At 57.7% G+C, this 26,237-nt stretch carries 22 protein-coding genes; 14 read left to right on the top strand and 8 right to left on the bottom strand.

Annotation, left to right across the window (positions count from 1 at the left end):
• Positions 1-3: 3 nt before the first annotated feature.
• Positions 4-1,032, bottom strand: a complete 1,029-nt coding sequence (locus SIB92_RS12625) for a LacI family DNA-binding transcriptional regulator (protein WP_412552381.1) — start codon at positions 1,030-1,032, stop codon at positions 4-6.
• Positions 1,033-1,238: 206 nt separating this feature from the next.
• Here SIB92_RS12625 and SIB92_RS12620 point away from each other — a divergent pair, with 206 nt between their 5' ends.
• The 5 genes from SIB92_RS12620 to SIB92_RS12600 all read left to right on the top strand — a co-directional run bounded on the left by SIB92_RS12620 (position 1,239) and on the right by SIB92_RS12600 (position 7,107).
• Entirely contained in the window at positions 1,239-2,744 is a 1,506-nt protein-coding gene (locus SIB92_RS12620; RefSeq protein ID WP_412555836.1) for a sugar ABC transporter ATP-binding protein, read from the top strand.
• Positions 2,741-3,757 carry an ABC transporter permease gene (locus tag SIB92_RS12615; protein WP_412552380.1) on the top strand — a complete coding sequence of 339 codons (1,017 nt, stop codon included), beginning with the start codon at positions 2,741-2,743 and terminating at the stop codon, positions 3,755-3,757. The genes SIB92_RS12620 and SIB92_RS12615 overlap by 4 nt, the downstream gene beginning before the upstream one ends.
• A 120-nt stretch (positions 3,758-3,877) precedes the next feature.
• A complete protein-coding gene (locus tag SIB92_RS12610) occupies positions 3,878-4,831 on the top strand; it encodes a substrate-binding domain-containing protein (protein ID WP_412552379.1) in 954 nt (317 codons plus the stop codon).
• A gap of 69 nt (positions 4,832-4,900) precedes the next feature.
• Positions 4,901-5,956: a sugar phosphate isomerase/epimerase family protein gene (locus SIB92_RS12605; RefSeq protein ID WP_412552378.1), complete on the top strand. Its 1,056-nt coding sequence runs from the start codon at positions 4,901-4,903 to the stop codon at positions 5,954-5,956.
• Positions 5,956-7,107 (top strand): Gfo/Idh/MocA family protein, encoded by a 1,152-nt coding sequence (locus tag SIB92_RS12600; protein ID WP_412552377.1) that lies wholly within the window; start codon positions 5,956-5,958, stop codon positions 7,105-7,107. Before SIB92_RS12605 ends, SIB92_RS12600 begins: the two co-directional genes overlap by 1 nt.
• A 309-nt stretch (positions 7,108-7,416) precedes the next feature.
• Here the strand turns inward: SIB92_RS12600 and SIB92_RS12595 are convergent, their stop codons facing one another.
• The gene (locus tag SIB92_RS12595) at positions 7,417-8,475 is read right to left on the bottom strand and encodes a LacI family DNA-binding transcriptional regulator (RefSeq protein WP_412552376.1); all 1,059 of its coding nucleotides are present in this window, start codon (positions 8,473-8,475) and stop codon (positions 7,417-7,419) included.
• A gap of 43 nt (positions 8,476-8,518) precedes the next feature.
• On the opposite strand from SIB92_RS12595, the gene SIB92_RS12590 reads away from it, so the two are divergent.
• The gene (locus SIB92_RS12590; protein ID WP_412552375.1) at positions 8,519-9,697 is read left to right on the top strand and encodes a phytanoyl-CoA dioxygenase family protein; all 1,179 of its coding nucleotides are present in this window, start codon (positions 8,519-8,521) and stop codon (positions 9,695-9,697) included.
• Positions 9,698-9,785: 88 nt separating this feature from the next.
• On the opposite strand, the gene iolG is transcribed toward SIB92_RS12590, so the two are convergent.
• The 5 genes from iolG to iolD are packed head-to-tail and all read right to left on the bottom strand — an operon-like array spanning position 9,786 to position 15,315.
• Positions 9,786-10,775 (bottom strand): inositol 2-dehydrogenase, encoded by a 990-nt coding sequence (gene iolG, locus SIB92_RS12585; protein ID WP_412552374.1) that lies wholly within the window; start codon positions 10,773-10,775, stop codon positions 9,786-9,788.
• Positions 10,776-11,606 carry a class II fructose-bisphosphate aldolase gene (locus tag SIB92_RS12580; RefSeq protein ID WP_412552373.1) on the bottom strand — a complete coding sequence of 277 codons (831 nt, stop codon included), beginning with the start codon at positions 11,604-11,606 and terminating at the stop codon, positions 10,776-10,778.
• Positions 11,603-12,460: a 5-deoxy-glucuronate isomerase gene (locus SIB92_RS12575; protein ID WP_412552372.1), complete on the bottom strand. Its 858-nt coding sequence runs from the start codon at positions 12,458-12,460 to the stop codon at positions 11,603-11,605. The genes SIB92_RS12580 and SIB92_RS12575 overlap by 4 nt, the downstream gene beginning before the upstream one ends.
• Positions 12,461-12,472: 12 nt before the next feature.
• Positions 12,473-13,447, bottom strand: a complete 975-nt coding sequence (gene iolC, locus SIB92_RS12570) for a 5-dehydro-2-deoxygluconokinase (RefSeq protein WP_412552371.1) — start codon at positions 13,445-13,447, stop codon at positions 12,473-12,475.
• Positions 13,447-15,315, bottom strand: a complete 1,869-nt coding sequence (iolD, locus tag SIB92_RS12565) for a 3D-(3,5/4)-trihydroxycyclohexane-1,2-dione acylhydrolase (decyclizing) (protein WP_412552370.1) — start codon at positions 15,313-15,315, stop codon at positions 13,447-13,449. The genes iolC and iolD overlap by 1 nt, the downstream gene beginning before the upstream one ends.
• Positions 15,316-15,447: 132 nt before the next feature.
• On the opposite strand from iolD, the gene SIB92_RS12560 reads away from it, so the two are divergent.
• The 3 genes from SIB92_RS12560 to SIB92_RS12550 all read left to right on the top strand — a co-directional run bounded on the left by SIB92_RS12560 (position 15,448) and on the right by SIB92_RS12550 (position 18,688).
• Complete coding sequence (locus SIB92_RS12560; RefSeq protein WP_412552369.1) at positions 15,448-16,551, top strand: Gfo/Idh/MocA family protein; 1,104 nt, start codon at positions 15,448-15,450, stop codon at positions 16,549-16,551.
• A 16-nt stretch (positions 16,552-16,567) separates the two neighbouring features.
• Entirely contained in the window at positions 16,568-17,461 is an 894-nt protein-coding gene (locus SIB92_RS12555; RefSeq protein ID WP_412552368.1) for a TIM barrel protein, read from the top strand.
• A gap of 93 nt (positions 17,462-17,554) precedes the next feature.
• Positions 17,555-18,688 carry a Gfo/Idh/MocA family protein gene (locus tag SIB92_RS12550; RefSeq protein ID WP_412552367.1) on the top strand — a complete coding sequence of 378 codons (1,134 nt, stop codon included), beginning with the start codon at positions 17,555-17,557 and terminating at the stop codon, positions 18,686-18,688.
• Between the two features lie 33 nt (positions 18,689-18,721).
• On the opposite strand, the gene SIB92_RS12545 is transcribed toward SIB92_RS12550, so the two are convergent.
• The gene (locus SIB92_RS12545; RefSeq protein ID WP_412552366.1) at positions 18,722-19,720 is read right to left on the bottom strand and encodes a LacI family DNA-binding transcriptional regulator; all 999 of its coding nucleotides are present in this window, start codon (positions 19,718-19,720) and stop codon (positions 18,722-18,724) included.
• A 184-nt stretch (positions 19,721-19,904) separates the two neighbouring features.
• Here SIB92_RS12545 and SIB92_RS12540 point away from each other — a divergent pair, with 184 nt between their 5' ends.
• From SIB92_RS12540 to SIB92_RS12520, 5 genes are all read left to right on the top strand, one after another.
• The gene (locus SIB92_RS12540; protein WP_294118840.1) at positions 19,905-20,855 is read left to right on the top strand and encodes a sugar ABC transporter substrate-binding protein; all 951 of its coding nucleotides are present in this window, start codon (positions 19,905-19,907) and stop codon (positions 20,853-20,855) included.
• 91 nt (positions 20,856-20,946) lie between these two features.
• Positions 20,947-22,071 carry an ABC transporter permease gene (locus tag SIB92_RS12535; protein ID WP_412552365.1) on the top strand — a complete coding sequence of 375 codons (1,125 nt, stop codon included), beginning with the start codon at positions 20,947-20,949 and terminating at the stop codon, positions 22,069-22,071.
• A 1-nt stretch (position 22,072) separates the two neighbouring features.
• A complete protein-coding gene (locus tag SIB92_RS12530; RefSeq protein WP_294118842.1) occupies positions 22,073-22,861 on the top strand; it encodes an ATP-binding cassette domain-containing protein in 789 nt (262 codons plus the stop codon).
• Between the two features lie 360 nt (positions 22,862-23,221).
• The gene (locus SIB92_RS12525; RefSeq protein ID WP_412552364.1) at positions 23,222-24,613 is read left to right on the top strand and encodes an HlyD family secretion protein; all 1,392 of its coding nucleotides are present in this window, start codon (positions 23,222-23,224) and stop codon (positions 24,611-24,613) included.
• The gene (locus tag SIB92_RS12520) at positions 24,606-26,192 is read left to right on the top strand and encodes a glycosyltransferase (RefSeq protein WP_412552363.1); all 1,587 of its coding nucleotides are present in this window, start codon (positions 24,606-24,608) and stop codon (positions 26,190-26,192) included. Before SIB92_RS12525 ends, SIB92_RS12520 begins: the two co-directional genes overlap by 8 nt.
• The last annotated feature ends 45 nt before the right edge of the window (positions 26,193-26,237 follow it).

Here is a 26,237-nt window from a genome sequence, read left to right as displayed (position 1 = left end):
GTTCTATTTGCGTCCGGCAGGCCCGCAGCTCTCTCTGACGACAAGATCGCCATGCAGTCGTTCGCTCGTCTTCTCGGTGCTTTGCCCTTCCAACCCATCCAAAAGGATCGCCATGGCGCGCTCGCCAATCTTGTTGCGCGGTTGGCGGATCGTGGTCAGAGCCGGGGTGATGTTGCTGGCAAAGGGAATGTCGTCAAAGCCAATCACGGAAAAATCGCGCGGCACATCAAACCCACGCAGGCGCAGGGCGGCGATCACGCCAATGGCGGTGTTGTCATTGAAACAGAAAAAGGCCGTCGGCAGCGTATCCTTGATGAATAGGCGCTCCACAGCCGCACGGCCACCTTCGCTGCTGCCATCGCCCTCGATGCGCCAATCGGCCAGCTCTTCGGCGCATTCTGCCAGGCCTTTGCGATAGCCTTCGTGACGCAGATCGGACAGCACATCGCCGGTGCCGCCGCCGACAAACACGATGCGGCGATGGCCAAGAGACACCAGATACTCCGTGGCCATTTTGGAGGCGGCCACGTCGTCCACCCCGACAAAATCTGTTTCGGTGGTTTCCAACGGGCGGCCGACCGCCACAAGTGGGGGCAATTGCGTGACCGGATCTTGCGGCGCGCCAGCCACGGGCAAGTGGCCGGTCAGAAGAACAAGCCCATCTGCGACACCCGTGGCCAGGAAACGCATGTGGTTCTCTTCCAGAGAAATCGCGCCCTCAGTGTTGCCAATCAACACGCCGTAGCCGCGTGCATGTGCCTCTTTCTCCAGGCCAATCAGCACGCCCGGAAAGTTGGGGTCGGCGATGGAGGGTGTCAAAACCATCACCATCTTGGAGCGTTTCATGCGCAGGTTCTGCGCCATTACATTGGCGGTATAGCCGGTGCGTGCGATGGCATTGGTCACCTTCTTACGCGTGCTCTCCGCCACCTTTTCCGGGTTCCGAATCGCGCGACTGACCGTGGCAATGGAGACGCCGGCCAGCTTTGCGACGTCCTCAATTGTGGCAGATTTCTTGGGTGGCAATGACACGTTTGGCGCGCCTGTTGGTTTGGTGTTTTTGTTTATACGCACAAGGCGGTTAGGAGCCTTATAGCCGCAATGCGGCATTGTGAAAAGGTTTACAGCGCCTGATGTAAAGGTTTACATGGCTGATGAAAACGTTTACATAAATCAATCAGCGCCTCCGCAGTGAGGTGAAAATTCAGGGAGGAGACGACGTGCCGGATGGCCAGTCTATAGGTGTGCCGATTTTGTCGGCGGACGGGATCAGTAAGTCATTTGGCTCGGTCCCGGTTCTGTTCAGCGTCAGCATGGACATCCGCGCCGGAGAGGTGCACGCGCTCATCGGAGAGAATGGCGCGGGTAAGTCGACATTCATGAAAATTCTTTCCGGGTTCTTGCAGCCCACGTCTGGCCATATTCGGTTGGACGGCGTGGACACAGAGTTGCCCGGGAACGGTCAATCCGAAGCACTGGGGATTGTTCTGATCCACCAAGAGCTCAATCTCGCCGAGCAGATGACGGTTGAGGAAAACATTTTCCTTGGGCGCGAAATCATGAGCCGCGGGGTGCTGGATCGGACCACGATGCGCGCCATGGTACGCGGCTATCTGGACGACATTGGCCTCGACATTTCACCCGAAGACCGCATTTCCGATCTTTCGATTGCGCAAAAGCAGATGGTTGAGATTGTCAAAGCTATCAGCCGCGACGCGCGTGTTCTGATCATGGACGAGCCGACGGCGGTTTTAACCGAAGCAGAAACCGAGCTGTTCTTCGCGCAGGTGCGCCGCTTGAAAGCGCGCGGCACGGCGATTGTCTTTGTGTCCCACAAGCTGGCCGAAGTCAGCGCGATTTCCGATCAAGTCACTGTGCTGCGGGACGGGCAGTGGATCGGCACCCACGCGGCGAAAGACGTAACGCCGGACACAATGGCGCAGATGATGGTGGGGCGCGAATTGAGCGATCTGTACCCGCCGATGAACGAAGTGGATGTGGATGCAGATTGCGTGCTGGACGTGCGCGATCTGGTGGCGCCCGGCGTACACAATGTCAGCTTTGACCTGAGGAAAGGGGAAATCCTTGGATTTTCAGGGCTGATTGGCGCCGGGCGTACAGCGGTTTTTGAGGCGATATGCGGCCTGACACCGCGCGAGAGCGGAACTGTCGCCTTTGACGGCGCGCCAGCAAACTTCACCTCTGTGGCAGCCGCGCGGGATGCGGGCATTGTGTATCTGACCAAGGACCGCAAAGAGAAAGGCCTTCTGTTGGGGCAGAAGATGCGCCCAAACCTATCGCTCTTTGCATTGCCAAAGTTTGTCAAAGGCTTGAGTGTCGATCGTAAGGCCGAGGACGCCGCGCTGGAGCGGGCCATTCGGCGCTTCGATATCCGGGCGCGGGACCCAAATGTGAACGTGGGCGACCTGTCTGGCGGCAACCAGCAAAAGCTGCTGCTCGCCAAAGTCATGGAATGTGATCCGCGCATCCTGATCATAGACGAGCCGACGCGCGGCATCGACGTGGGCACCAAACAACAGATCTATCACTTTATCGCCGCCATCGCCGCCGAAGGTGTGTCCGTGATCGTGGTATCCTCGGAAATGCCAGAGATCATTGGCCTGTGTCACCGCGTCGTGGTGATGCGCGAAGGCGAAATCACTGGGGTCGTGACCGGCGACCACATCAACGAAACAGAAATCGTGCGCTACGCCGCAGGACTGAAGCGGGAGCACCAGAAATGACCGAGACAACCATGAGTACAGCCAAACCTTCGATGCTGCGCGGCTTTGACCTCAAGACGGCAGGACCCGCGATTGCGCTCCTGATCCTCTGTGTGATCGGCTTTCTGCTCAACCCCGCGTTTCTGAGCGAAGGCAATATCACAAATCTTCTCACGCGCTCGGCCTTCATTGGCATCATTGCTGTGGGCGCGACTTTTGTGATCACCGCTGGCGGCATTGACCTGTCGGTTGGGTCCATGGCCGCTGTGATCGCTGGTGTGATGATCATTGTGATGAACAGCGCTGTGGACACTTTTGGCACCGGGGTCACAACCGTTTTGATCGGCTGTGGATGTTCGGTGATCCTTGGGCTTGGGGCGGGTCTTGTGAACGGGCTTTTGACCACCAAGGGCAAGATCGAGGCCTTCATCGTGACGCTTGGCACCATGGGCATCTACCGCTCGCTGGTGACCTATTTTGCCGACGGCGGCACGCTGTCGCTGAACTATGACATTCGCGGAGTGTATCGCCCGGTCTACTACGACAGCTTCTTTGGCCTGCCGATCCCGGTTTGGGTGTTCATCGTGGTGTCCATTGCCGGTTGGTTTCTGATGAACCGCACCGCTTTCGGCCGCTACTGCACCGCCATCGGCTCCAACGAAAGCGTTGCAAAATACTCTGCCATCAAGGTCGACCGTGTGAAGACGCTGACCTATGTGATCCAGGGCCTATGCGTCTCGCTCGCGACCATCATCTATGTGCCGCGCCTTGGCTCCGCCTCGTCCTCAACCGGCGTTTTGTGGGAGCTGGAAGCCATCGCTGCGGTGATCATTGGCGGCACCGTGCTCAAGGGCGGCTATGGCCGGATTGGCGGGACTATTCTGGGTGCGCTGATCCTGACCACCATCGGCAATATTCTGAACTTCACTGACATGATCTCCAACTATCTGAACGGGACCATGCAGGGCCTCATCATCATCGTGGCCGTTTGGCTGCAACGCGGAGATTGGGGCCGCAACAAGACGGCAGACTAAGCGCCGACACATCACTCGAAGAATTTCTCGCAGAGTTTTGCGCGAAAGAACCGGGCGTCACCGGAGAGGAGAGGTGCGTCCAAATCACAGGGAAGTCAAAGGACTTTTAGGGAGGAAAACATGAAGACCTTTACCAAAATCGGGGCACTGGCCACGGCGGCCACCATCGCCCTCAGCGGCTGGGCCGCAGCCGAAACTATCAAGATCGGTGTGAGCTACCCAACCCCAACCCACGCATGGGCAGCAGGGATGAACTGGCACGCGGAGAAGGCCGAAGAACGGCTGGAAGCGCTTTATCCGGATGTGGACCTGATCCTGGTGAACTCGCCAGATCCATCCGCGCAGGCCAGCGCGCTGGAAGATCTCGTGTCTGTGCACCAGATCGACGCGCTTGTGGTGCTGCCGTTTGAATCCGAGCCGCTTACCGATCCGGTACTAAACGTCAAGAAATCCGGCGCTTTGATCACCGTTGTGGACCGTGGCCTGAGCCAGCCGGGTATCGAAGACATCTATGTTGCGGGCAACAACCCGGAACTGGGTCGTGTGTCGGCGGAGTACATGAAAACCCGCCTGAAGGACGGCGACAATATCGTTGTTCTGCGCGGTATTCCAACGTTGATCGACAACGAACGCTTTGACGCCTTCATGGCCGAAATCGAAGGTTCGGGTATCAACGTTCTGGACCACAAACACGCCAACTGGAACCGTGATGATGGCTTTGAAGTGATGCAGGACTTCCTGTCCCGCTTCCCAGACATCGACGCGGTTTGGGCGCAGGACGATGACATCGCAATTGGTGTTGTTGCCGCTCTGAAACAGGCGGGCCGCGATGGCGATGGCATGTTTGTTGTCGGCGGCGCCGGCATGAAAGAGACCATCAAAGGCATCATGGATGGCAACGAGCTGGTGCCGGTGGATGTGCTTTACCCGCCAGCGATGATTGCCACCGCAATGGATGTGACCGTGTCTGCGTTCAAATCCAATGGCCCTGTGGCTGGGCGCTACATTCTGGGTGCGACGCTGATCACACCTGAGAACGCGGCGAGCTTCTACTTCCCGGATTCGCCGTTCTAAAGCGCCATTCGGGTACCCGAGAAGAGGCCCTTTCTCCCAAGGGGCCTCTTCTTCAAACAGGAGAAAATCATGCAGACAATCAAAGGTCCCGCATTGTTTCTGGCGCAGTTCGCTGGCGACGAGGCCCCCTTCAATTCTTGGGACAGCATCACCAAATGGGCCGCTGATTGTGGCTACAAGGGCGTGCAAGTGCCCAGCTGGGACGGACGCCTATTTGATCTCGCCCGCGCGGCCAGCTCGCAGAGTTACTGCGAAGAGCTCGTCGGTGTGGCGCGCGAGAACGGCGTTGAAATTACAGAACTTTCCACACATTTGCAGGGCCAGTTGGTGGCGGTGCATCCTGCCTATGATGAGGCCTTTGATGGCTTTGCCGCCCCCGAAGTGCGCGGCAATCCCAAGGCGCGGCAAGCCTGGGCTGTGGAGCAAGTGAAGCTCGCAATCACTGCAAGTTACAATCTGGGGATTCGCTCACATGCAACGTTTTCTGGCGCTTTGGCTTGGCCTTACATTTACCCTTGGCCACAGCGGCCGCCGGGGCTGATTGACGCCGCCTTTGACGAGTTGGCAAAACGCTGGCGGCCCATTCTGGATCATGCGGATCAGATGGGCGTGGATATCTGTTATGAAATTCATCCGGGTGAAGACCTGCACGATGGCGTGACATTTGAGATGTTCCTAGAGCGGGTCGACAATCACGCGCGCTGCAACATGCTTTATGATCCCAGTCACTTTGTGCTGCAGTGTCTGGATTACGTCGGTCACATCGATGACTACGCCGACCGGATTAAGATGTTTCACGTCAAGGATGCGGAGTTCAATCCAACCACCAAACAGGGCGTTTATGGCGGCTATCAAAGCTGGGTTGATCGCGCAGGGCGGTTCCGTAGCCTTGGTGATGGTCAAGTCGATTTTGGCAAGGTCTTCAGCAAGATGGCGGCCAATAATTTTGATGGCTGGGCCGTGGTGGAATGGGAATGCTGCCTGAAGCATCCGGAAGACGGCGCCCGCGAAGGGGCTGCGTTCGTGCGCGATCACATCATCCGCGTGACGGAGACGGCCTTCGACGATTTTGCGGATGGCGGTACCGATGAAGAGGCTAACAAACGTATGCTAGGGATTTTGTGATGGGTGAGTTTGAGAGACCAATCCGGTTGGGCATGGTTGGTGGCGGCAATGATGCCTTTATTGGCGCGGTACATCGCATTGCGGCGCGCATTGATGGGCAATTTGAGCTGGTGGCCGGGGCGTTGTCGTCCACTCCGGAAAAGGCACAAGCCTCTGGGCAGGCGCTGGGCCTGGCGCCGGACCGGACCTATGATGATTTCAAAGCCATGGCGATCCGCGAGGCGCGACTAAAAGATGGTATTGAGGCTGTGGCGATTGTCACGCCAAACCATGTCCATATGGCCGCAGCGCGGGAATTTCTGAAGCGTGGCATCCATGTGATCTGCGACAAACCGCTGACCTCGACTTTGGCGGATGCGCGCAAGATGGCGCAGGCGGTTGAGAAGTCGGACGCGCTGTTTGTTTTGACCCACAACTATACGGGTTATCCGCTGATCCGGCAGGCGCGGGACATGGTCGCCAATGGAGACTTGGGCGACATTCGTGTGGTGCAGGTGGAGTATCCGCAGGACTGGCTCACAGAGCCACAGCCGGACGACAATAAGCAGGCCAGCTGGCGCACCGATCCGGCCCGGTCTGGGGCAGGCGGATCCACAGGGGACATTGGCACCCATGCCTTCAATCTTGCCTGTTTTGTAACCGGCCTGACGCCGGAAAGTCTTTGCGCCGACCTTCAGAGCTTTGTGGATGGGCGGCAAGTGGATGACAACGCCCATGTGATGTTGCGCTTTGCGGAAGGCGCGCGGGGGATGTTGTGGTGTTCGCAAGTTGCCCCGGGCAACGAAAATGCACTGCGATTGCGGGTCTATGGCTCCAAAGGCGGCATAGAGTGGGAGCAGGAAAACCCCAATCTGATGCGCTACACGCCTTTTGGCGAACCGACCCGGCTACTGACACGTGCGGGGGCAGGCGCAGCTGGACAGCCGGATCACCTGACCCGCACGCCGGGGGGGCACCCAGAAGGGTATTTGGAAGGCTTTGCGAATATTTACCTTGAGGCTGCAGCCTGCATTCGAGCCCAGCAAACAGGCAAGGACGCGCGCGCGCTTTCCGTGCTTCCCGGCATAGAGGACGGCCTGCTTGGGATGGCGTTTATTGATGCCTGTGTGCGCAGCTCCGCAAGGAACTCGGCGTGGGTGTCGTTGGGGTAGGATGGCATCCTCGCTATCGAGAGTAGGTTGCCCGGCGTTGGTTCCAAATCTTTACAAACAAGCATTCGAAAGAGGCGCATGTTGAGCCTGATTTGGGCGCGGTTTGACTAATGCGAGGGCCGTTTAGTGACATCCTAGCCTCGGACCCCACGAAAAAGCTGTGATGTTATCCAACTGCGCGGGCTTTGGTTGGATTGAAAATCGTCGTGACTGTGGTTCGTTTCCGCTCTTAGGTACCATCTTTATCGAAAAACCTTGTCCTTATTTGCTTTCTTAGTGGGGCAGGTCAGTCATGGCTTTGGGTCGTGCTTAATCTACAAAAATGTTCATTGGCGTGAGGACTTGTGCCGTTGATATTGACGCTGTGGTTGGTTCAGGAAGCAGCTTATGGAAGGCAAGAAAGTGATCGAATGCGGCGCGAATGTCACGTTGTAGATCATGGTGGAGAACGAAACTGATCTTCTCATTGACCAGCAAGTCTCTGTTCTCGCGGTCCAAGTCGTGGGCCACATACACGAGCGGTTTCAATCTACAGTGCTCAAGGGTTTCTAGGATCGCCTTATTGCCGCCTCCCATTGAGTAAACCGCCTGCAGATCCACAACGTTCTCCAGTTTCTGCGTGAGTTGGCGTGCCGTTTCTGAATGGACACCGCCGCCGCCTTGTAGAGAAATAACACGCAGGTTTGGACAGTGCTGCAATAAGGCCTCCTGAAAGGCGATTGCGCGATCCTCCTCTCCCAGGAAGCGTTCGTGGCTGCGGGTTGCTAAAACAGTTCCCGACCGGTCGCCAAGAGTTTTGGAGATGAGATAGGCTGCAGTGCGTCCGGCGCCTGCATTGTCCAAGCCCACGTAAGATAACCTGTCGCCGCCGCCGAGATCAGTGACCAAGGTTACTACGGGAATCCTGGACGCGTGTAGTTTGCGCACCGCGGCTCGTACTGCAGGAGTGTCCTTGGCCTTCAGGCACACGCCATGACTGCCCCGTTTGTGAATGCGCTCAAGCGCGGCGACAACTTCGGCCTCCGGCATGATTTCCTGCAACAGAAAGCGTGGTCGACAGACTGCCAAGCTGATTTGAGGCAACACGGCTTCAGTTGCGGATTTGACCTCGCGGCTGAAGCGCGCAGGGGCTTCAATCACAAAGTCAAAAAACATGCGTCGCCCACGCGCGGCCAGCTGCGCTTCTTGTGCAGTCAGCTCTTCGATTGCCGTCGCGACACGTTGTTTGGTCTGAGCGCTGACGTTGGCGCGATTGTTGAGGACCCTGTCAATGGTTGCTGTGCCAAGCCCGGCTTGCCGTGCAATTTCTTTGATGGGAAAACGATGTGTCATTGATGTGTTTTTGATGCGTTTGCGGTCGAAAATCAATCTTCACTCCCAGTAAGTTGAGCGCAAATAGGGAGGAAACAGCATGGCGAACACGGCTGAGTTAATCGGTTATTACGATCCACAAACATGCGACGTGAGAGACTTTGAAGCATGTCTGGACCAGGTGACACATCCGGAAAACGTGCCGCTGGCGATGGCAATCGAAAAGAACATTCCCGTCTATGACAGCGGTAAGCTTCAGTCCGCTCTAGAAGGCGAGGGCCGCCGAACCGTGATGGCGGAATGGGCGCGGGTATTGCGCATTGGGGCTGGCATTGTCGTGCTGAAGGGGGCGTACCGTGACACCGGCGTATTGGACGAGGCCACGGAGATTTACGAGCGTATCATCGCGCAGGAAAAGCAAAACGCTGGCGGAGGCGCGGATCACTTTGCGGTGTCCGGCGCAAATGATCGTATCTGGAATTCGCTTCAAAAGCTTTGTGAGGCTGCGCCTGATGTGTTTCTGCGCTACTTTGCCAACACGTCGATTTCGGCAGTATGTGAGGCTTGGCTGGGACCGAATTATCAAATGACGGCTCAGGTCAATTTGGTGCATCCCGGTGGTGCGGCGCAGCAGGCGCATCGCGACTATCATCTCGGGTTTCAAACAGCCGATGTGAGCGCGGCTTATCCAGCGCATGTGCATGAGGTGTCACCGATTTTGACCCTTCAGGGCGCGGTCGCGCATTGTGACATGCCGCTGGACAGCGGCCCAACCAAGCTGCTGCCGTTTTCCCAAACCTACAAGCCTGGCTATGCCGCCTGGCGGCGGGAGGATTTCCGAGAGGTGTTTGAGGCGCGTTGCGTGCAATTGCCGCTCTCCAAAGGGGACGCCGTTTTTTTTAATCCAGCATTGTTTCATGCCGCTGGCGCGAACAGCAGCGCCGATATCCATCGGTTTGTGAACTTGCTGCAAGTGTCTTCTGCCTTTGGGCGGGCTATGGAGACTGTTGATCGTGACAGGATGTGTCGATTGGTGTTTCCCCATGCCGTGCGGGCTTTCGCGGAGGGGGCTTTTACGCAGGCTGAGCTCTCAGCAGCCATTGCAGCTACCGCAGAGGGCTACTCGTTCCCGACAAATCTGGACCGTGATCCTCCGTCAAATGGGTTGGCGCCAGAAACACAGGCCGCTTTCTTACATCGCGCCATTGAAGAGGGACTGAGCGAAGATCAGTTCTGTACAAGGCTTACGGAAATGAAGACTGTCAAACTGGCGTCCTGAGAGACACAGAGTGTATAGATTAAAACAGAGCGGGGCATCGTGAGTTTTACACGATGCCCCGTTTGATTTCTTCGAAGCTAACTGAATGTCAGGTGAGATCAACCGGCGCGCCAGTTTTCAGGGATTGATCTGCAGCATCCGCCAGGAGTTGCGCTTGCAACCCGTCTTCAATGCTTGGTGCCGGTGGCGTGTTATTCTCCACAGCGGCAACAAAATGCGCCATTTCGGCACGATAGGCCGCTTCATACCGCTCCAAGAAAAAGTGTTGCACCGGCGCCCGTGCGAAGCCAGCCTCGGTTGCCATTTCGACCGTCGTTTCGTGCACATTTTCAGCACGCAACATGCCGCGTGATCCGTGCACTTCGATCCGTTGGTCGTACCCATAGCTGGCGCGCCGCGAGTTGGTAATCTGACAGATTTTGCCGCTGGCTGTTGAAAGCGTGACTGCAGCGGTATCCACATCACCTGCGTTGCCAATTTCGGGATCCACGAGCGCGGACCCGATGGCATAAACGCGAACGGGGTTCTCTCCCAACAGGAAGCGGGCCATGTCCAAGTCGTGGATCATCATGTCGCGGAAAATACCGCCGGAGCTTTTGATGTAGCTGACCGGGGGCGGGGAGGGGTCGCGGGATTGAATTGTGATGATTTCAGTGTCGCCAATCTGACCTTGCTGCAGCCGTGCCTGCAAGTCGGCGAAGTTTGGGTCAAAACGTCTGTTGAAGGCCGTCAGGAAGGGCACACCAGCGGTTTCGACAACAGCTTTGCAGTCGCGAATTCTGTCAGAAGACAAGTCCACAGGTTTCTCGCAAAAGATCGCTTTGCCCGCTTTGGCGGCGGCGTGAATGAGGTCGTAGTGGGTGTCAGTTGGAGTGCCAATGACAACCGCGTCGACATCCGCGCTGTTGATCAGCTCCATGGCATCCATGACCTTGGCGTTTGTCCGGTTGGCCAAGTCCTGAGCAGGAGCCGGGAAGGCGTCGGCCACGGCGGTTACGGTGGCGCCTTCGATCTGTGCGATGGATCGGGCGTGCACCTGGCCGATCCGGCCGCACCCCAATAGTCCGATACGTGTCATCTATGCCCCCTTGAAGCTGCGCAAGACTTGGCGGGTTTTGGCCACCAATGGATCGTGGGTCTCTTTCAGGATCTGCACGCGATCAAAGCGCGCTGGATCGGCGTTCACTGCCGCGCGCATCGCGTCGCCAAAGGCCATACGCAGTTCTGTTCCGATGTTGAATTTGCAGATCTTGGAGCCGCGCGCCAAGGCTTGCCGTTGAGCCACCGGCACACCGGAGCCGCCATGGATCACCAAAGGGACGTCGGTCAGCGTTTCAATGGCGTTGATGCGCGCAACGTCCAACCCGCCTTCCTTGTCTTGTTGCAGATGCACATTCCCGACGGAGATCGCCATAGCGTCAACGCCAGTGTCTCGCGCAAATTGTGCAGCTTCTTCGGGATCGGTACCGGCTGAGCCTTCGCCGCCTGAGTAGCCGACAAAACCGATTTCCCCTTCGCAAGACACACCCGCCGCATGCGCCATTTCGGCGATCGCGGCAGTGTCGTCGATGTTTTGCGCCAAAGGCGTGCGCGACCCGTCAAACATCACTGACGTGAAGCCGCTGTCGATCGCAACGCGGCATTCCTCTGCGGTGTAGCCATGGTCGAGATGCGCGACGACGGGCACGGAGGCGTTTTCCGCGAGATGCGTGAACATTTTCCCCAGAACTGGAAGGGGGGTGTGCTCCCGACAAGAGGGGCCGGCCTGCAAGATCACCGGCACGTTTTCCGCTTCTGCCGCAGCCACGTAAGCGCGCATGTCTTCCCAGCCAAGAGACACCAATCCGGCCACGGCATAACCGTCCTTCAGCGCGGGCTGAAGGACATCTTTCAAAGTCACTAGGGTCATTTGAACTTCGCAACCATATCCATAATACCAGGGATCGTGTGCAGCTGTGCCTCATGGGTTGGCTGGAAGTATTGCTTCAGGCTGCGCTGGCTCAACCCGCCGAGGATGGTGAAGTAATACATCTGATAGCCGGGCAGCACGGCGCAAGGGTGATACCCTTTATCGAGCATGATCGTGGAGCCGTCCATGATGTGATATGCATCGCCGGGCTTGTTATCTTCGCGCTGCAGCATTTGAACGCCAGAGCCGTAGTTTGGCTTGAAGCGGAAATTATAGGTTTCGTCGTGGCGGGTTTCGATCATCTCGCCATCTGCGCCCTGACGGTCTGTGTCATGTTTGTGAGACGGGAAGCCGGACCAGCCGCCTTCGCCGACCGTGAAGAGTTCGCTGACCAGAAGACGGCCCACTTTGTCATGGTGGTTGGCGCCGAGGATGTGTTTGATCTTGCGATGGGTTTTGGTGTCGTCCGAGCCGTATTGCACGAGATCGAGTTCCGGCACACGCACGTCGAATGGCTCCAGGACCTTGTCGTATTTGGCGCCTGCAATGAAGGTTTCGGTGGCGTCGGTTTTACATGTGATACGCACTTTCGCACCAACCGGCACATACACCCCTTCAGGGTCGCCATCCCAGACGTCCTCTGTTCGGTTGCCCAAGTCAGGATAGATCGCACCCTCCACATCTACGTCCACAGTACCCGTGGCGGGTACCACACAGGTCTCGTAGCCTGGCACAGCGTATTCAAACACTTCACCGCGTTTGAGTTTCACGATGTTGAAGTAGTTCAGCGGCACCAGGTCATGGTTCGCATCAACGATGGGTTTGTTTTGGTTGTCATGGGGCGCAATGTGCATTGGGCTCTCCTTTCAAAGAGTTGGTCCGGAGTGCGAGGACAAAAAGGCCTCAAGCTCGGTTGTTGTGGGCATGGCGTTGGCGCAGCCGGGCTGGGACACCACAATGGAGGCGCAGGCGGAGCCGCGCAGGACGGCGTCGCGGAGGCTGTGGCCTGTAGCGATTGAGGCAAGGAGGCCAGCCATGAAGCTGTCTCCTGCACCGTTGGGCTTGACGGCGGTGACGGGGTAGATGCCGGTGCGGATTTCTTCACCAGCACTCAGCGTGATGGCGCCTTCATGGCCCATTTTGTAGATCACCAGCTTGCCGCTGGCGGCCAATTCCTGCGCCTTATCGAGGCCTTTTTCGATGCCGCCCGCCATGAAGCCGAATTCTTCATCGTTGCCAACAATCAGGTCACTGGCGTCGCCCGCGCGCGACAGCACCTCAGCGGCCACTTCTGCAGATGGCCAGCTGTAGGGGCGGTAGTCGATGTCAAATATCACCGGCAGACCGGCGGCCTTCGCATTGTCAAAAGCGCGAAAGGTTGCGGACCGGGATGGTTCAGCGGCAAAAACCGTTCCCGCGGTTATGAGCGCGGTGAACGCGCTGTAGTCAACCGCGTCCATATCCGCGTCTGTGACTTGAAAATCCGCCGCACCGTTGCGGTAGATCACGTTCTGGAAATCTTCTATGCAGCTTTCATAGACGGCTAGTGACGTCCGGGCTTCCCCACCGACAGAACGGACATAGCGCGTGCCGACGCCGTAGTCTTGTAGGCGGTTGATACAAAACCGCCCTACTGCGTCGTCCGAAACGGATGTGACGAGGGACGCTTCCGAGCCAAGCTTCACCAGACCGGCGCAGATGTTGGCAGAGGACCCGCCCAGGTCCGCACGGAAGGTGGTGGCATCCTCGCTTTTTACTCCAATGGGGTCGGCAAACATGTCCATGCCTGCGCGCCCAAAGACCGCAAAGCGATTGCCTTTGATGGCGTCAATCAAGGTCATCACACACCCCGACGCTGTTTGACGCGGCTGGCTTCCCACTCAATATGCGCTTTGCGTACGGAGTCATCTTCGGTGATGTGAGGGGTGCCTACCTCCCACCAAGCATGACCTTCTGTGGTCCAGCCTTCGTAGGGGTCTACGTCCATGACAATGACATAGGTCTTGTCGCTGGCCTTGGCGCGCTTGAAGGCTTCGGCCAACTCCGCCGGGCTCGCCACTTTTTCGGCTGTTGCTCCCATCGAGGCCGCGTGCGCGGTGAAATCGACGCCAAAAGCCTCCGGAATTGTCGGGCAGTCCTCCAGCAGGTTGTTGAAGCTTTCGTTTCCGGTGTTGTTTTGCAGCTTGTTGATCACGGCAAAGCCACCGTTATCCAACACGAGCACGATCATCTTTTTCTGGCTCAGCACAGAAGAGTAGATGTCTGAGTTGAGCATCAGATAAGAGCCGTCGCCACAGAAGGTGATGGTGTCTTGCTCCGGTTCCCGTTCTGCCTGGGCGATGCGCGCGCCCCAGGCTCCCGCGATTTCATACCCCATGCAGGAGAAGCCAAACTCGACGTCCACCGTGCCAATATCCAACGTGCGCCAGTTGGCTGTGACTTCGGCTGGCAAGCCGCCCGCGGCCGCCACAACACGATCTCGCGCATCGCAAAGCTCGTTCACAACACCAATCGCTTGTGCATAGGAATTGGGGCGGTTGCCGTGGGACACGTTGTCAGCCACGTAGGCGTCCCACTTATTGCGCTCTTCTTGGGCGAAAGTGACCCATTGTGTGGGCGTGTTCATCTCGAGTTCGCTGTCCAATGCGGTCAGAGACAGTTTGGCGTCCCCTACCACCGGCAGAGACATGTGCTTGCCTGCGTCATGGCGGGCAGCGTTGATCGAAATGAACTGAGCGTCTTGATCAAAGGCAGTCCAGCTGCCGGTGGTGAAGTCTTGCAACCGGGTGCCAACCGCCAGGATCACGTCTGCTTTTTCGGCAATGGCATTGGCGCTGTCGGAGCCAGTTACGCCAATCGGGCCGATGTTCAGCGGGTGGGTTGCGAGCATATTGGCGCGACCGGCGATGGTCTCGACAACCGGAATGTTGTGCTTTTCTGCAAAGGCGGTGAGTTCAGTGGTCGCCTGCGAGTATTGAACACCGCCGCCTGCAATGATCATTGGGCGCTCTGCCGTGGCCAGCATCTCCGCTGCATCGGTAATTTCCGCTGCATCTGGAGATTGACGGCGAATGCGGTGGACCTTCTTGGCAAAGAATTTTTCGGGGTAGTCGTAGGTCCATCCTTGCACATCCTGCGGCAATCCAAGGAAGGCAGGGCCGCAATCGGCGGGGTCCAACATGGTTGCGAGTGCGTTTGGCAGGGATTGGATCACCTGTGCTGGGTGCGAGATACGATCCCAGTAGCGCACGACGGGTTTGAACGCGTCATTCACCCCGAAAGTTGGGTCGTTGTAGTTCTCCATCTGCTGCAGCACCGGGTCCGGTAGGCGTGTGAGGAAGGTATCCCCGCAAAGCAGCAACATCGGCAGGCGATTTGCGTGCGCCAACCCGGCTGCCGTCAAGAGATTTGCTGTGCCGGGACCCGCCGAGGCCGTGCAGAACATGAAGCGTTGGCGCAGCCATTGCTTGGCGTATCCCGCGGCCGCGAATCCCATGCTTTGTTCGTTCTGCCCCCGGTACAGAGGCAGCTCTTCGCGCACGCCGTTCAGGGCCTCGCCCAAGCAGGTCACATTGCCATGGCCAAAGATGCCGAAGCCGCCGCCGCAGACGCGTATTTCCTGCCCGTCAATTTCTATGAACTGATTGGAAAGCCAGCGAATAATTGCCTGCGCCGTGGTGAGGCGGATGGTGGTGTTTTCTGTCGTCATCTTTGCGCGACCCTTCTGGAGCATTTGGCGGAATCTGAGGGTTCCGAACGAATGCGGCTTGCGAGTTTTCGAATCTCAAGATACAAGTTTTGCAACCGGTTGCAAATTGAATTTCAAAAAGGAGGCTGCGCGGTGACTGAGATCGGCATCGGCATTTGTGGCGGCGGCTATATGGGCAAGGCCCATGCGGTTGCGATGGCCTCTGTGGGGGCGGTGTTCAATACGGCGTTGCGCCCGCGTCTGGAGGTGGTCTGCGCGTCGTCTCCCGAGAGCGCGCAGCGATATCAAAAAGCTTACGGGTTTGCGCGGTCTACTGGTGACTGGCGCGCACTGGTGGCTGACCCGAAGGTCGAAGCGGTGGTCATTGCCTCACCACAGGAGACGCATCGTGAGATTGCCGAGGCTGCATTTGCATTGGGCAAGCCTGTGCTTTGCGAGAAACCATTGGGCGCGTCGATGGAAGATGGCGCGGCTATGGTGGCTGCTGCAGAGGCTGCACGTGTCGCCAACATGGTGGGCTTTAACTACGTGCGCACGCCTGCAACGCAGTTTGCGCGTGACTTGATCGCCAATGGTGAGATCGGGGATGTCACCTGGTTTCGCGGCGAACACACCGAAGACTTCTATGCTGACCCGGACTCACCGGCCAGTTGGCGCACGCAGGGTATGGCCAATGGCACGATGGGCGACTTAGCGCCGCATATGGTCAACTGCGCGTTGGCCTTGATGGGGTCGATTTCTAAGGTTCTGGGTGAGGTTGAAACCGTCCATGCGGAGCGTCCAGGTGGCGCAGTGACCAATGATGACCACGCGCAAATGATGTGCCGGTTTGAGAATGGCGCCATGGGGCATATGTATTTCTCGCGCATCGCGACGGGCCGGAAAATGGGCTATGCCTATGAAATCACGGGTACAAAGGGCGCAATTCGCTTTGATCAGGAGGATCAAAATGCGCTTTGGCTCTATCGTATGGAAGGGCCGGAGGCGACACGGGGATTTGTGAAAATTCTGACCGGTCCTGCGCATCCCGATTACGAGCCGTTCTGCCAGGGGCCAGGGCACGGCACCGGCTATCAGGACCAGATTATTATCGAAGCGCGGGATTTTCTGCGAGCGATCGAAACAGGGGAGGCGGTGTTCCCGACCTTCCGTGACGGACATGAGGTGAATCGTGTCATAGCGGCTGCTTTGGCCAGTCATGACGCGAAAGCCTGGAAACATATCAACAGCTTCTGACTTTGGAGTGAGCGAAATGAGCATTCGGATTGGCAATGCCCCCTGTTCCTGGGGTGTGGAGTTTGCGGAGGATGACCGCAATCCAACCTGGCAAACCGTTTTGAAACAGTGTGCCGAGGCGGGCTACAAGGGTATTGAGCTTGGGCCTGTGGGCTTCATGCCGGAGGATCCGGCGGTGTTGGGAGAGGCTTTGGCCGAGCATGATCTGGAACTGATCGGCGGGGTAGTGTTCCGCGCCTATCACGATCCGGACGGATGGGACGATGTGCTGGATGCCACCCATCGCACGGCCAAGGCGCTTCAGGCGCATGGGGCGCAACACCTTGTTTTGATTGATTCAATCTCTCCGCGACGGGCGCCAACCGCTGGGCGTGCCGGGGAGGCTGAACAGATGGATAAGGCCGAGTGGACCGCCTATCGGGATCGGATTGCCGAGACCGCGCGGATCGGGAGCGAGGAGTATGGGTTGACCGTTGGTATCCATGCGCACGCTGCTGGGTTCATGGACTTTGAGCCGGAGCTGGAGCGTTTGCTGAATGAGGTTGACGAAAGCATCTTGAAGATCTGCTTTGACACCGGACACCACAGCTACGCGGGCTTTGATCCTGTGGCCTTCATGAAGAAGCACATTGGCCGCATTTCCTATATGCACTTCAAGGACATAGATCCGAAGGTGAAGGCCGAAGTGATCGCCAATCGCACCGGATTCTATGATGCCTGTGGTCAGGGAATCTTCTGTAATCTCGGCGACGGAGACGTCGATTTCCCAGCCGTGCGTCAGGTGCTTTTGGATGCCGAATTTGAAGGCTGGTGCACGGTTGAGCAGGACTGCGACCCACTTCTGGACCCGGATCCTGTGGGCGATGCGCGCAAGAACCGTGAGTATCTGGAATCCATAGGATTCAGCTAAATCTGGACGTCGGTATTACGTCTGTATCACGACTGTATTGCGGAGGTGCCAAATTGGGCACCTCAGGTGACATCATGAGGAGGAGACAAGCTCATGACAAAGCTGAAATGGGGCATGATTGGCGGCGGCGAAGGCAGCCAGATTGGGCCAGCTCACAGATTGGGAGCGCTCGCGGATGGGCGGTTTGAATTTGCTGCCGGGGCGTTGGATCATCGCCCGGATGTGGGCAAAGAGTATGCGCAGCGTCTCGGTGTGGCCGAAGATCGGGCGTACGGTGATTGGCAGGAGATGCTTGCTGGCGAGCGGGGCCGTGATGACCGGATCGATCTGGTCACGGTGGCCACGCCCAACTCGACGCACTTTGAGATCACCAAGGCGTTTCTTGAGAGCGGTTTCAATGTGCTTTGCGAAAAGCCAATGACCATGACCGTCGAGGAGGGCGAAGAAATCGTGAAGGTCGCTGAGAAGAGCGGCAAGATTTGCGCGGTGAATTACTGTTACTCAGCATATCCAATGGTGCGTCAGGCGCGGGCGATGGTCCGGGCCGGTGAAATTGGCAAAGTGCGTTTGGTGGTCACAAACTTCAGCCATGGGCATCACGGCGATGCAACCGATGCGGATAATCCGCGTGTGCGTTGGCGGTATGATCCGGCGATGGCCGGGGTGTCTGGGCAGTTTGCGGACTGTGGCATCCATGCGATGCACATGGCCGGGTTCATTGCCGATGATGAGGTCGAAAGCCTGTCAGCCGACTTTGCCTCCACCATTGCCAGCCGTGAGTTGGAAGATGATGCGATGGTCAACTTCCGTATGAGCGGCGGCACGGTTGGGCGGCTCTGGACGTCGTCGGTGGCGATTGGTCGGCAGCACGGCTTTGATATTCAGGTGTTTGGCGAGACCGGCGGCTTGCGCTGGGCCTCAGAGCAGCCAAACCAGTTGATCTACACGCCCGCTGGCGGACGCACGCAGATCATTGAAAAAGGTGAGGGCGGTCTGCATGAGGATGCGCAGCGTTTGAGCCGTGTGGCGATTGCGCACCCCGAAGGGTTCCCTCTGGCGGTGGCCAATATCTACTGTGATTTGGCGGATGCGATTTCCGGCGAAGTGCGTGATGGTTTGCCAAATGCCGCGGACGGCGTGCGGTCCATGGCAGCGGTATACACAGCGGTTGCCTCTGCGAATGACGGCGGAACCTGGATGGATGCCCGTCCGCCTATGTTCCGCTGACGGAAAGCTGAGGTCGCGCCAATGGGTGTGGCCTCAGGCCTCTGCCTTCAAGGTGCCACGTTCCACTATAGAGCACGGAAAAATCCGGGTTTCCGGATAGCGCTCCGGGTCGTCCAGCATCGCCACCATCAACTCAATGGAGCTCGTCACGATCTGGCGGATTGGTTGGTGAATGGTGGTCAGGTCAATGTTTTCCCACCGCGCCATTTCCATGTCGTTGAGGCCTATGAGGCCAATGTCATCCGGGCAGGACAGGCCGCTGTCATCAATGGCAGACAGCGCACCTATGGACAGAACGTCGTCGCCGCAGAAGTAGGCTTGTGCAGGGCTGTTTTTGAGCAGCCTGAGCATTTCGCGACGTCCGGCATCAAAAGAGTAGGCGTCTGCAAAAGAATAGCTGACTTTGATGTCCGGGTTGGCCGCCATTTCTGACATGAAGCCTGTGTGGCGGTCCTGGGTCGAGGTGGCACCTTCTGGTCCGCCCATGAAGCCGACATGCGTGTAGCCGCGACTGGTAAGCTCGCGCGCGGCCATGCGGCCACATTCGACGTTGTCGATCCCAACGACGTGGACCTGCGGCGCCGATGAGGCCCGTCCAAAAGAGTGGACCACAGGAACGCCCGCATCGCGAAAGGCTTTGGCAAATCCCGGGGGGAGTGTGGAGGATGCGACCACCACGCCGTCCACAGAGTATTGGCGCAACATACGGACCGAGTTCTCGGGGTCGGTCTCGTCGGTGAGGTTCACCAGCAAGGGGCGTAGTCCTCGGTCCTGTAACCCGCGCGTAAACAGGTCAAAGACTTCCAGAAAGATCGGGTTGTGAAAGTTGTTGGACACAAGGCCGATCAGTTTGGTGCGCCCGGTTGTAAGGGAGGAGGCCAGGGCGTTGGGGCTGTAGCCGAGTTCCTTGGCGGCCTTTTCGACTTTGCGCCGCATCTTGTCGGAAACAGAAGCGCCGTCGGTAAAGGTGCGCGATACGGCTGACCTGGAAACGCCAGCGCGTTCTGCAACCTCTTTCAAAGTGACGGCCATATTTTGTCGGTCCTTAGTTCGTTGTGACGGCTTGTTTACAAGGTTTTTTCAATAAGTGCAGCATGAAACAGCGCCTGCAATTTTGCAACCGGTTGCAAAATGGGTTGGAGTGTGGTTTAAATTGAGTCGGAGAGGCGGGATCAGCCGCCCACGTGCCATGAAGACGTGATTTTGGGAGGAAAACATGACGTCAATTACAAAGAAGCTGGCTCTGGCCGCTGCCGTGGTGGCAGCACCATTCGCCGTGGCAACTTCGGCAGTGGCCGAAGGTGAGAAATATGTTCTTGTCAGCCACGCACCGGACAGCGACAGCTGGTGGAACACAATCAAAAACGGCATCGCGCTTGCGGGCGATCAGATGGGTGTTGAGGTTGAATACCGCAACCCGCCAACCGGTGACCTCGCCGACATGGCGCGTATCATCGAGCAGGCCGCGGCCTCCGGTCCAAACGGCATCATCACCACCCTGTCTGATTACGACGTTCTGTCCGGCCCGATCAAAGCGGCAGTGGACAGCGGCGTTGACGTGATCATCATGAACTCCGGCACCCCGGATCAGGCACGCGAAGTTGGCGCGCTGATGTATGTGGGTCAGCCAGAGTATGACGCAGGTTACGCGGCGGGTGTACGCGCCAAAGGCGACGGCGTGGGCAGCTTCCTCTGCGTAAACCACTACATCTCTTCGCCATCTTCGACCGAGCGCTGCCAGGGCTTTGCCGATGGTCTGGGCGTGGATCTGGGAGATCAGATGATCGACAGTGGCCAAGACCCGGCAGAGATCAAGAACCGCGTTCTGGCGTATCTGAATGCCAACCCGGAAACCGACGCGATCCTGACGCTTGGCCCAACATCCGCAGATCCAACGCTGTTGGCGCTGGATGAAAACGGCATGGCCGGTGACATCTACTTCGGCACCTTTGACCTCGGCGAAGAAATCGTGAAAGGCATTAAGGCCGGCGTGATCAACTGGGGCATCGACCAGCAGCCATTCCTGCAGGCCTACCTGCCAGTTGTGGTGCTCACCAACTACCACCGCTACGGCGTTCTGCCAGGTAACAACATCAACTCCGGCCCTGGTTTTGTGACCGCAGACGGCCTGGAGAAAGTTGAAGAGTTCGCAGGCGAATACCGCTAAGCGTCACTCACTTCGCGCGGGGCGCTTGCATTGGCGCCCCTCGCACACTGTACTTCAAATCCTACAATTCAGACCAAACGGGAGATGTCGCATGACAAGCGCGACGCAGCCCACGGCCAATACCGACGAACGCGTCAAGGAAATTTCCAGTTTCCGCAATGCGTTGATCCGCCCAGAGCTGGGCGGGATTGTCGGCACCGTCGCCGTGTTCACCTTTTTCCTTCTCTTCGCTTTTGACAGCGGGATGTTCAACAGCCAGGGCATCATGAACTGGAGCCAGATCTCGGCGCAATTCATGATCATCGCCGTTGGGGCCTGTCTGTTGATGATCGCAGGGGAGTTTGATCTCTCGGTTGGCTCGATGATCGGTTTCGCGGGGATGCTGATTGCGATCTTCAGCGTGACGCTCGGCTGGCCTGTGTGGATGGCAATCATCGTTACCTTCGTGATTGCGGTGTCCATCGGCGCGTTAAACGGGTTCATCGTGGTGCGTACCGGGCTGCCAAGCTTTATCGTGACCTTGGCGTTCCTGTTTATTCTGCGCGGCTTTGCGATCTACCTGCCGCAGACCATCGAGCGCAAAACCATCATTGGCGGCGTGAGTGATGTTGCTGAGGGCGATTGGTTAGCTCCAATCTTTGGCGGCAAAATCTTCACCGGCTTTTTCCAGTGGATGGGCGACAACGGCATCATTGCGGTGTTTGAGCGCGGTACCCGCAAAGGGCAGCCAGTGGTTGAAGGCCTGCCAATGCTGATCGTTTGGGCCATTGGCTTGGTGATTGTCGGGCACATCATTTTGACCAAAACCAAGTTCGGTAACTGGATCTATGCAGCTGGTGGCGATGCGGAGGCGGCTCGGAACTCTGGTGTGCCTGTGAACAAGGTGAAAATCCTGATGTTCATGTTCACCGCCTTCTGCGCGACTGTGTTTGCTGTGTGTCAGGTCATGGAGTTCGGCTCCGCCGGTGCAGACCGCGGCTTGCTCAAGGAGTTTGAGGCCATCATCGCCGTGGTTATTGGGGGGGCGTTGCTGACCGGGGGCTACGGATCGGTGATTGGGGCCGCGTTGGGTGCCTTGATCTTCGGTGTGGTGCAGCAAGGTCTGTTCTTCGCCGGGGTGGAAAGCTCTCTATTCCGCGTGTTCCTCGGTGTGATCCTGCTGGGGGCGGTGATCCTGAACACCTACATCCGTCGCATCATCACGGGGGAACGTTGATATGAACCCTGAACATGCTCCCATCATTCAAATGAAAAACATCGAGAAACACTTTGGCCGCGTGATCGCATTGGCGGGTGTTTCGGTCGATATCTTTCCTGGCGAGTGCCACTGTCTGCTTGGCGACAACGGCGCAGGGAAGTCGACTTTCATCAAAACCATGTCCGGCGTGCATAAGCCGACCAAGGGCGAGATCCTGTTTGAAGGTCAGCAGATGCATTTTGCGGACCCGCGTGATGCGATTTCTGCAGGTATTGCGACGGTGCACCAGCACCTGGCTATGATCCCATTGATGTCGGTGAGCCGAAACTTCTTCATGGGCAATGAGCCGGTGAAAAAGATTGGCCCGATGAACTTCTTCGATCACGACTACGCCAATAAAGTCACGATGGATGAGATGCGCAAAATGGGCATCAACCTTCGCGGCCCGGATCAGGCTGTGGGCACCTTGTCAGGCGGTGAGCGGCAAACTGTGGCCATCGCGCGTGCCGTCCACTTCGGGGCCAAAGTGCTCATTCTGGACGAGCCGACGTCCGCTCTTGGTGTGCGTCAGACCGCGAATGTTTTGGCGACCATCGATAAGGTACGTAAACAGGGCGTGGCTGTGGTGTTTATCACCCACAACGTCCGCCACGCGCTGGCGGTTGGCGACAGGTTTACGGTTCTTAATCGCGGTCAGACATTGGGCACGTCGCAACGTGGCCAGATCACCCCGGATGAGCTGCAGGACATGATGGCTGGCGGCCAAGAATTGGTGGCGCTGGAGGATAGTCTGGGGGGTACCGTCTAACGGCTTTGTGCCGATTGAACCTGTGTTGCGTTTCGCAAAACGTGGCCCTGTCCCACATATTTGGGATGGGGCCTCTGCATTTTAGTCGCTTAACCGTATTAACGGTGGAAGGCGGGCGACAGTGCTGGGGGGCATGTGCCCTGCAGCCGATACCTCATCCAAAGTATGGGACACTATCCAAATGCGCGGGCTAATTTTGGGCCGTTTCTGAAAACCCTAGCCTTTGGGTTAGTTGATTTCTCTTTAGATTGCCGTTCCATACAGCCGCGCGGGCTTCATTTTGCGCGCTTGAGTTTAGTTTGACCTCGAACATCTCACGAGGTCGCTGTGAAAATTCGCCATCAACCTGCCGGCTCTGACATGAGCTGGACCGTGCAAGCGCCGCTGACGTTTGAAACGCCAGCAGGAGAGGCTGTGCGGATTGAGGCATGGTCGCTGGCTGGTCTGCACTGGCCAGAAGAGGCTGGGGAGTGCCCCCAGACTGGCGTGCTCAGTGTTCCATTTCAAGGCGTGGACGTGCGGTTTCCGGTGCGGCTCACTCCCCCAAACAATGACGGTCTGGTGGAATTTGAAGGCCTCAGCGGGCGGCAGCGCGAGACACTGGCGCTGTTTTACCGTGCGCTGCTGTCTGGCCAAATGGCCAGCAGTGGGGATGTCATCACCAGTTTGGACACGCCGGTCGACCTTGTTCCGATGAGTGAGACCGAAGAAGAGAAAGAGGCCAGCATCAAAGGGCGTTGGCCCACACCGATCCGCGTGGCTCTGCATGTCTTTATCTACAGTGTGATCGCTCTGACCGTCGCCACCATTCTCGGTGCGTCCGTGTTCAACAGCGTCACCCGCATCAACGTGCAACACGGACGGGTGGTCGCGCCAATCGCGGAACAGCTGCCCGCCAGCGAAGGTTACGTGAAGTCGATTTCCGTGGAACCGGGTGAGGCCGTTGTTGCGGGGCAAGTTCTTGTGCGCCTGAAAGATCCTCAAGCGGAAGGCAAACTGGATTTGGCGCGGGCCAAACTGGCGCAGGAACAAGCCGAGCTGCTCCAGATCACTGAGACACTCGAGGCGCTCACGGCCTATCATACGGTCGCAGCGGCGGATGTGCGGGCTGCGGCAATGGGGCAGGCTTATGCGCGGTTTGTTGGCGATCGTGGCTTTGACACTTTGTGGGACCGCTGGCAGGCGATGTTGGCAACAAACCCGCAGGCCGCCATTGCCCTGGACCCGTTTCAGTTTGCCGTGACTCGTTTGAGAGAAGTGGAGGCCGCGCAACTGGCCAAAGTGCGCGGTCTACGGGCAACGCGGGATGCGCACAAAGCCGCAATCTCGCTGAGCCACGTACGCGCGCCCTCCGACGGCGTGGTGCATGAAGTTCTGGTGCGCAAGGGCCAGCCCTATGACCATGATGACATGGCTGCCGTGTTTGAGGGCGATACGCCGCGCGTGGCACAAGGCTGGGTCAGCGAGCGTTTTGCCGAAACGATCTTTGTCGGCATGCCCGCCAGCATTGGCATCAACACCATGGGGCAGAAACAGACGCTGCCGGGCGTGGTGACCGATGTGCATGCCGGGGCGGACCCGCGTCGTCCCGGGGAATTTGGCATCATCGTCACCGTCACGCCGCGCGATCTGAGTGCGGCGGATACCAAAGTGGCTTTGCGCCGCGATGCTCCAGTTAACCTTGAGGTGCGTCGCCCCTGGGCCCAGCGGGTGATTGACCGCGTAAAAACACTGTGGCCGTCCGATGTATGAGCCAGAGTCCGAATATGCTTTTGACAAGGACCTAACAACGCGGTTGCGGGACCTGCAGACACCGATCAAACCTTATTGGGCGCGCTGGACCTTTCCGCACTTGCTGGCTTTGATGGCGGTGATCACGGCTCTTTATTGGCTGCTGGCCAATGTGCCCAACCGGTTCCTTGATCCCAACGCAGGCCATATCACTGTGGTGCTTGGCACTCTGGGGCTGTGGCGGTTTGGTTGGTGGTTCACCCACTCCATTCGCGCAATGATCTACGCCCGTTGCAAATGGCCGGCTATGCGCCAGCAGGCGGATGCGCTTTGGGACGCGGGCTGGCGCCCAAAACGCCTGCATATCCAGATGACCACCTATTATGAGGAGCCTTCGATCACCAAACGGGTGATCGGGTCCATTCTCGGCCAAATCCGGCGCGAGCGTATCCCAACGACGCTCTATATCGGCACCGGCAGCGCCTATGATGAAATGATCATTCGGGAGTTTGTGGAGACTTACGCCCAAGACATCCCCGATGATCTCGCCGAACTGGTGTTCATCCGTCAGAACCAACCGGGCAAGCGCATGGCCATCGGCCTGATCCTGCGCGCAATCAGCCGTACGGCAGCCGATCCCGAAGACATGGTGATCTTCATGGATGGGGACGCCTTGTTTGGCGATGATGTGCTCAAGAAAACACTGTCGATGTTTGCCTATGATCCCGAGTTGCAGGCGCTGACCACCGACGAAGAGGTGATCTGTTATGGCCCGCAGTGGATCGCCAAATGGCTCGACATGCGTTTTGCCCAACGCCGTCTGGCAATGCAGAGTCACGCCTTGTCCAACCGTGTGCTCACATTGACCGGCCGCATGAGCGTCTTTCGCGCACGCCATATCGTGGACCCAAAATTCATTCGCACCATTGAGGCCGATCACCTGAACCACTGGCTCTGGGGCCGGTTCCGCTTCTTGTCTGGGGACGACAAATCGACCTGGTACCGCTTGCTGAGCGTGGGCGCGAAGATGACCTATGTGCCGGATGCCACGGTCTACACCATTGAGGTGATTAAAGAGAACGGGCTGATGCGGATGATCCAGAACTTTCGCCGCTGGTCCGGAAACATGCTGCGCAATGGCAGCCGCGCCATTGCGCTGGGCCCACGCCGGATGCCGTTTTTCATTTGGTGGTGTGTGGTGGATCAGCGCCTCGCCATGTGGACGATGATGGTCAGCCCGATCATGGCCGTGCTGGGTAGCATGATCGCACCCGGGTATTTTTGGAACTGCCTGATCTGGGTGTTGTTTTCCCGCGTGGTGCTGTGCCTCTTCTTGATCGGCTACAGCCGCCGGGCGGATATGACCTGGCCGTTTATTCTTTATCTGAATCAGGTGATTAACGCGTCGGTGAAGATCTACATGATCTTTCACCTGTCCAAACAGAAGTGGTCCAATCGCGGCAATCAAAGCGCAGGAGAGGGCTCAAGTTTTGTCGACCGGTTGCGCAATGGGTTTGCCAAGTTCCAGCTGCTCACCGCAACCTCCGCCTTTCTCACCCTTTTGATGCTGTATGTCGGGCTGATCGATCTGCCCTTTTGAGGCGCAACTATCCTTTTGCGCATCCGCATACCCCTCCGACATCCC

This window comes from Shimia sp. MIT1388, from assembly GCF_047124445.1.
Lineage (GTDB): Bacteria > Pseudomonadota > Alphaproteobacteria > Rhodobacterales > Rhodobacteraceae > Shimia.
Note: the sequence above shows the minus strand (reverse complement) of the source record. Positions and strands in the feature narration are given on the sequence as shown.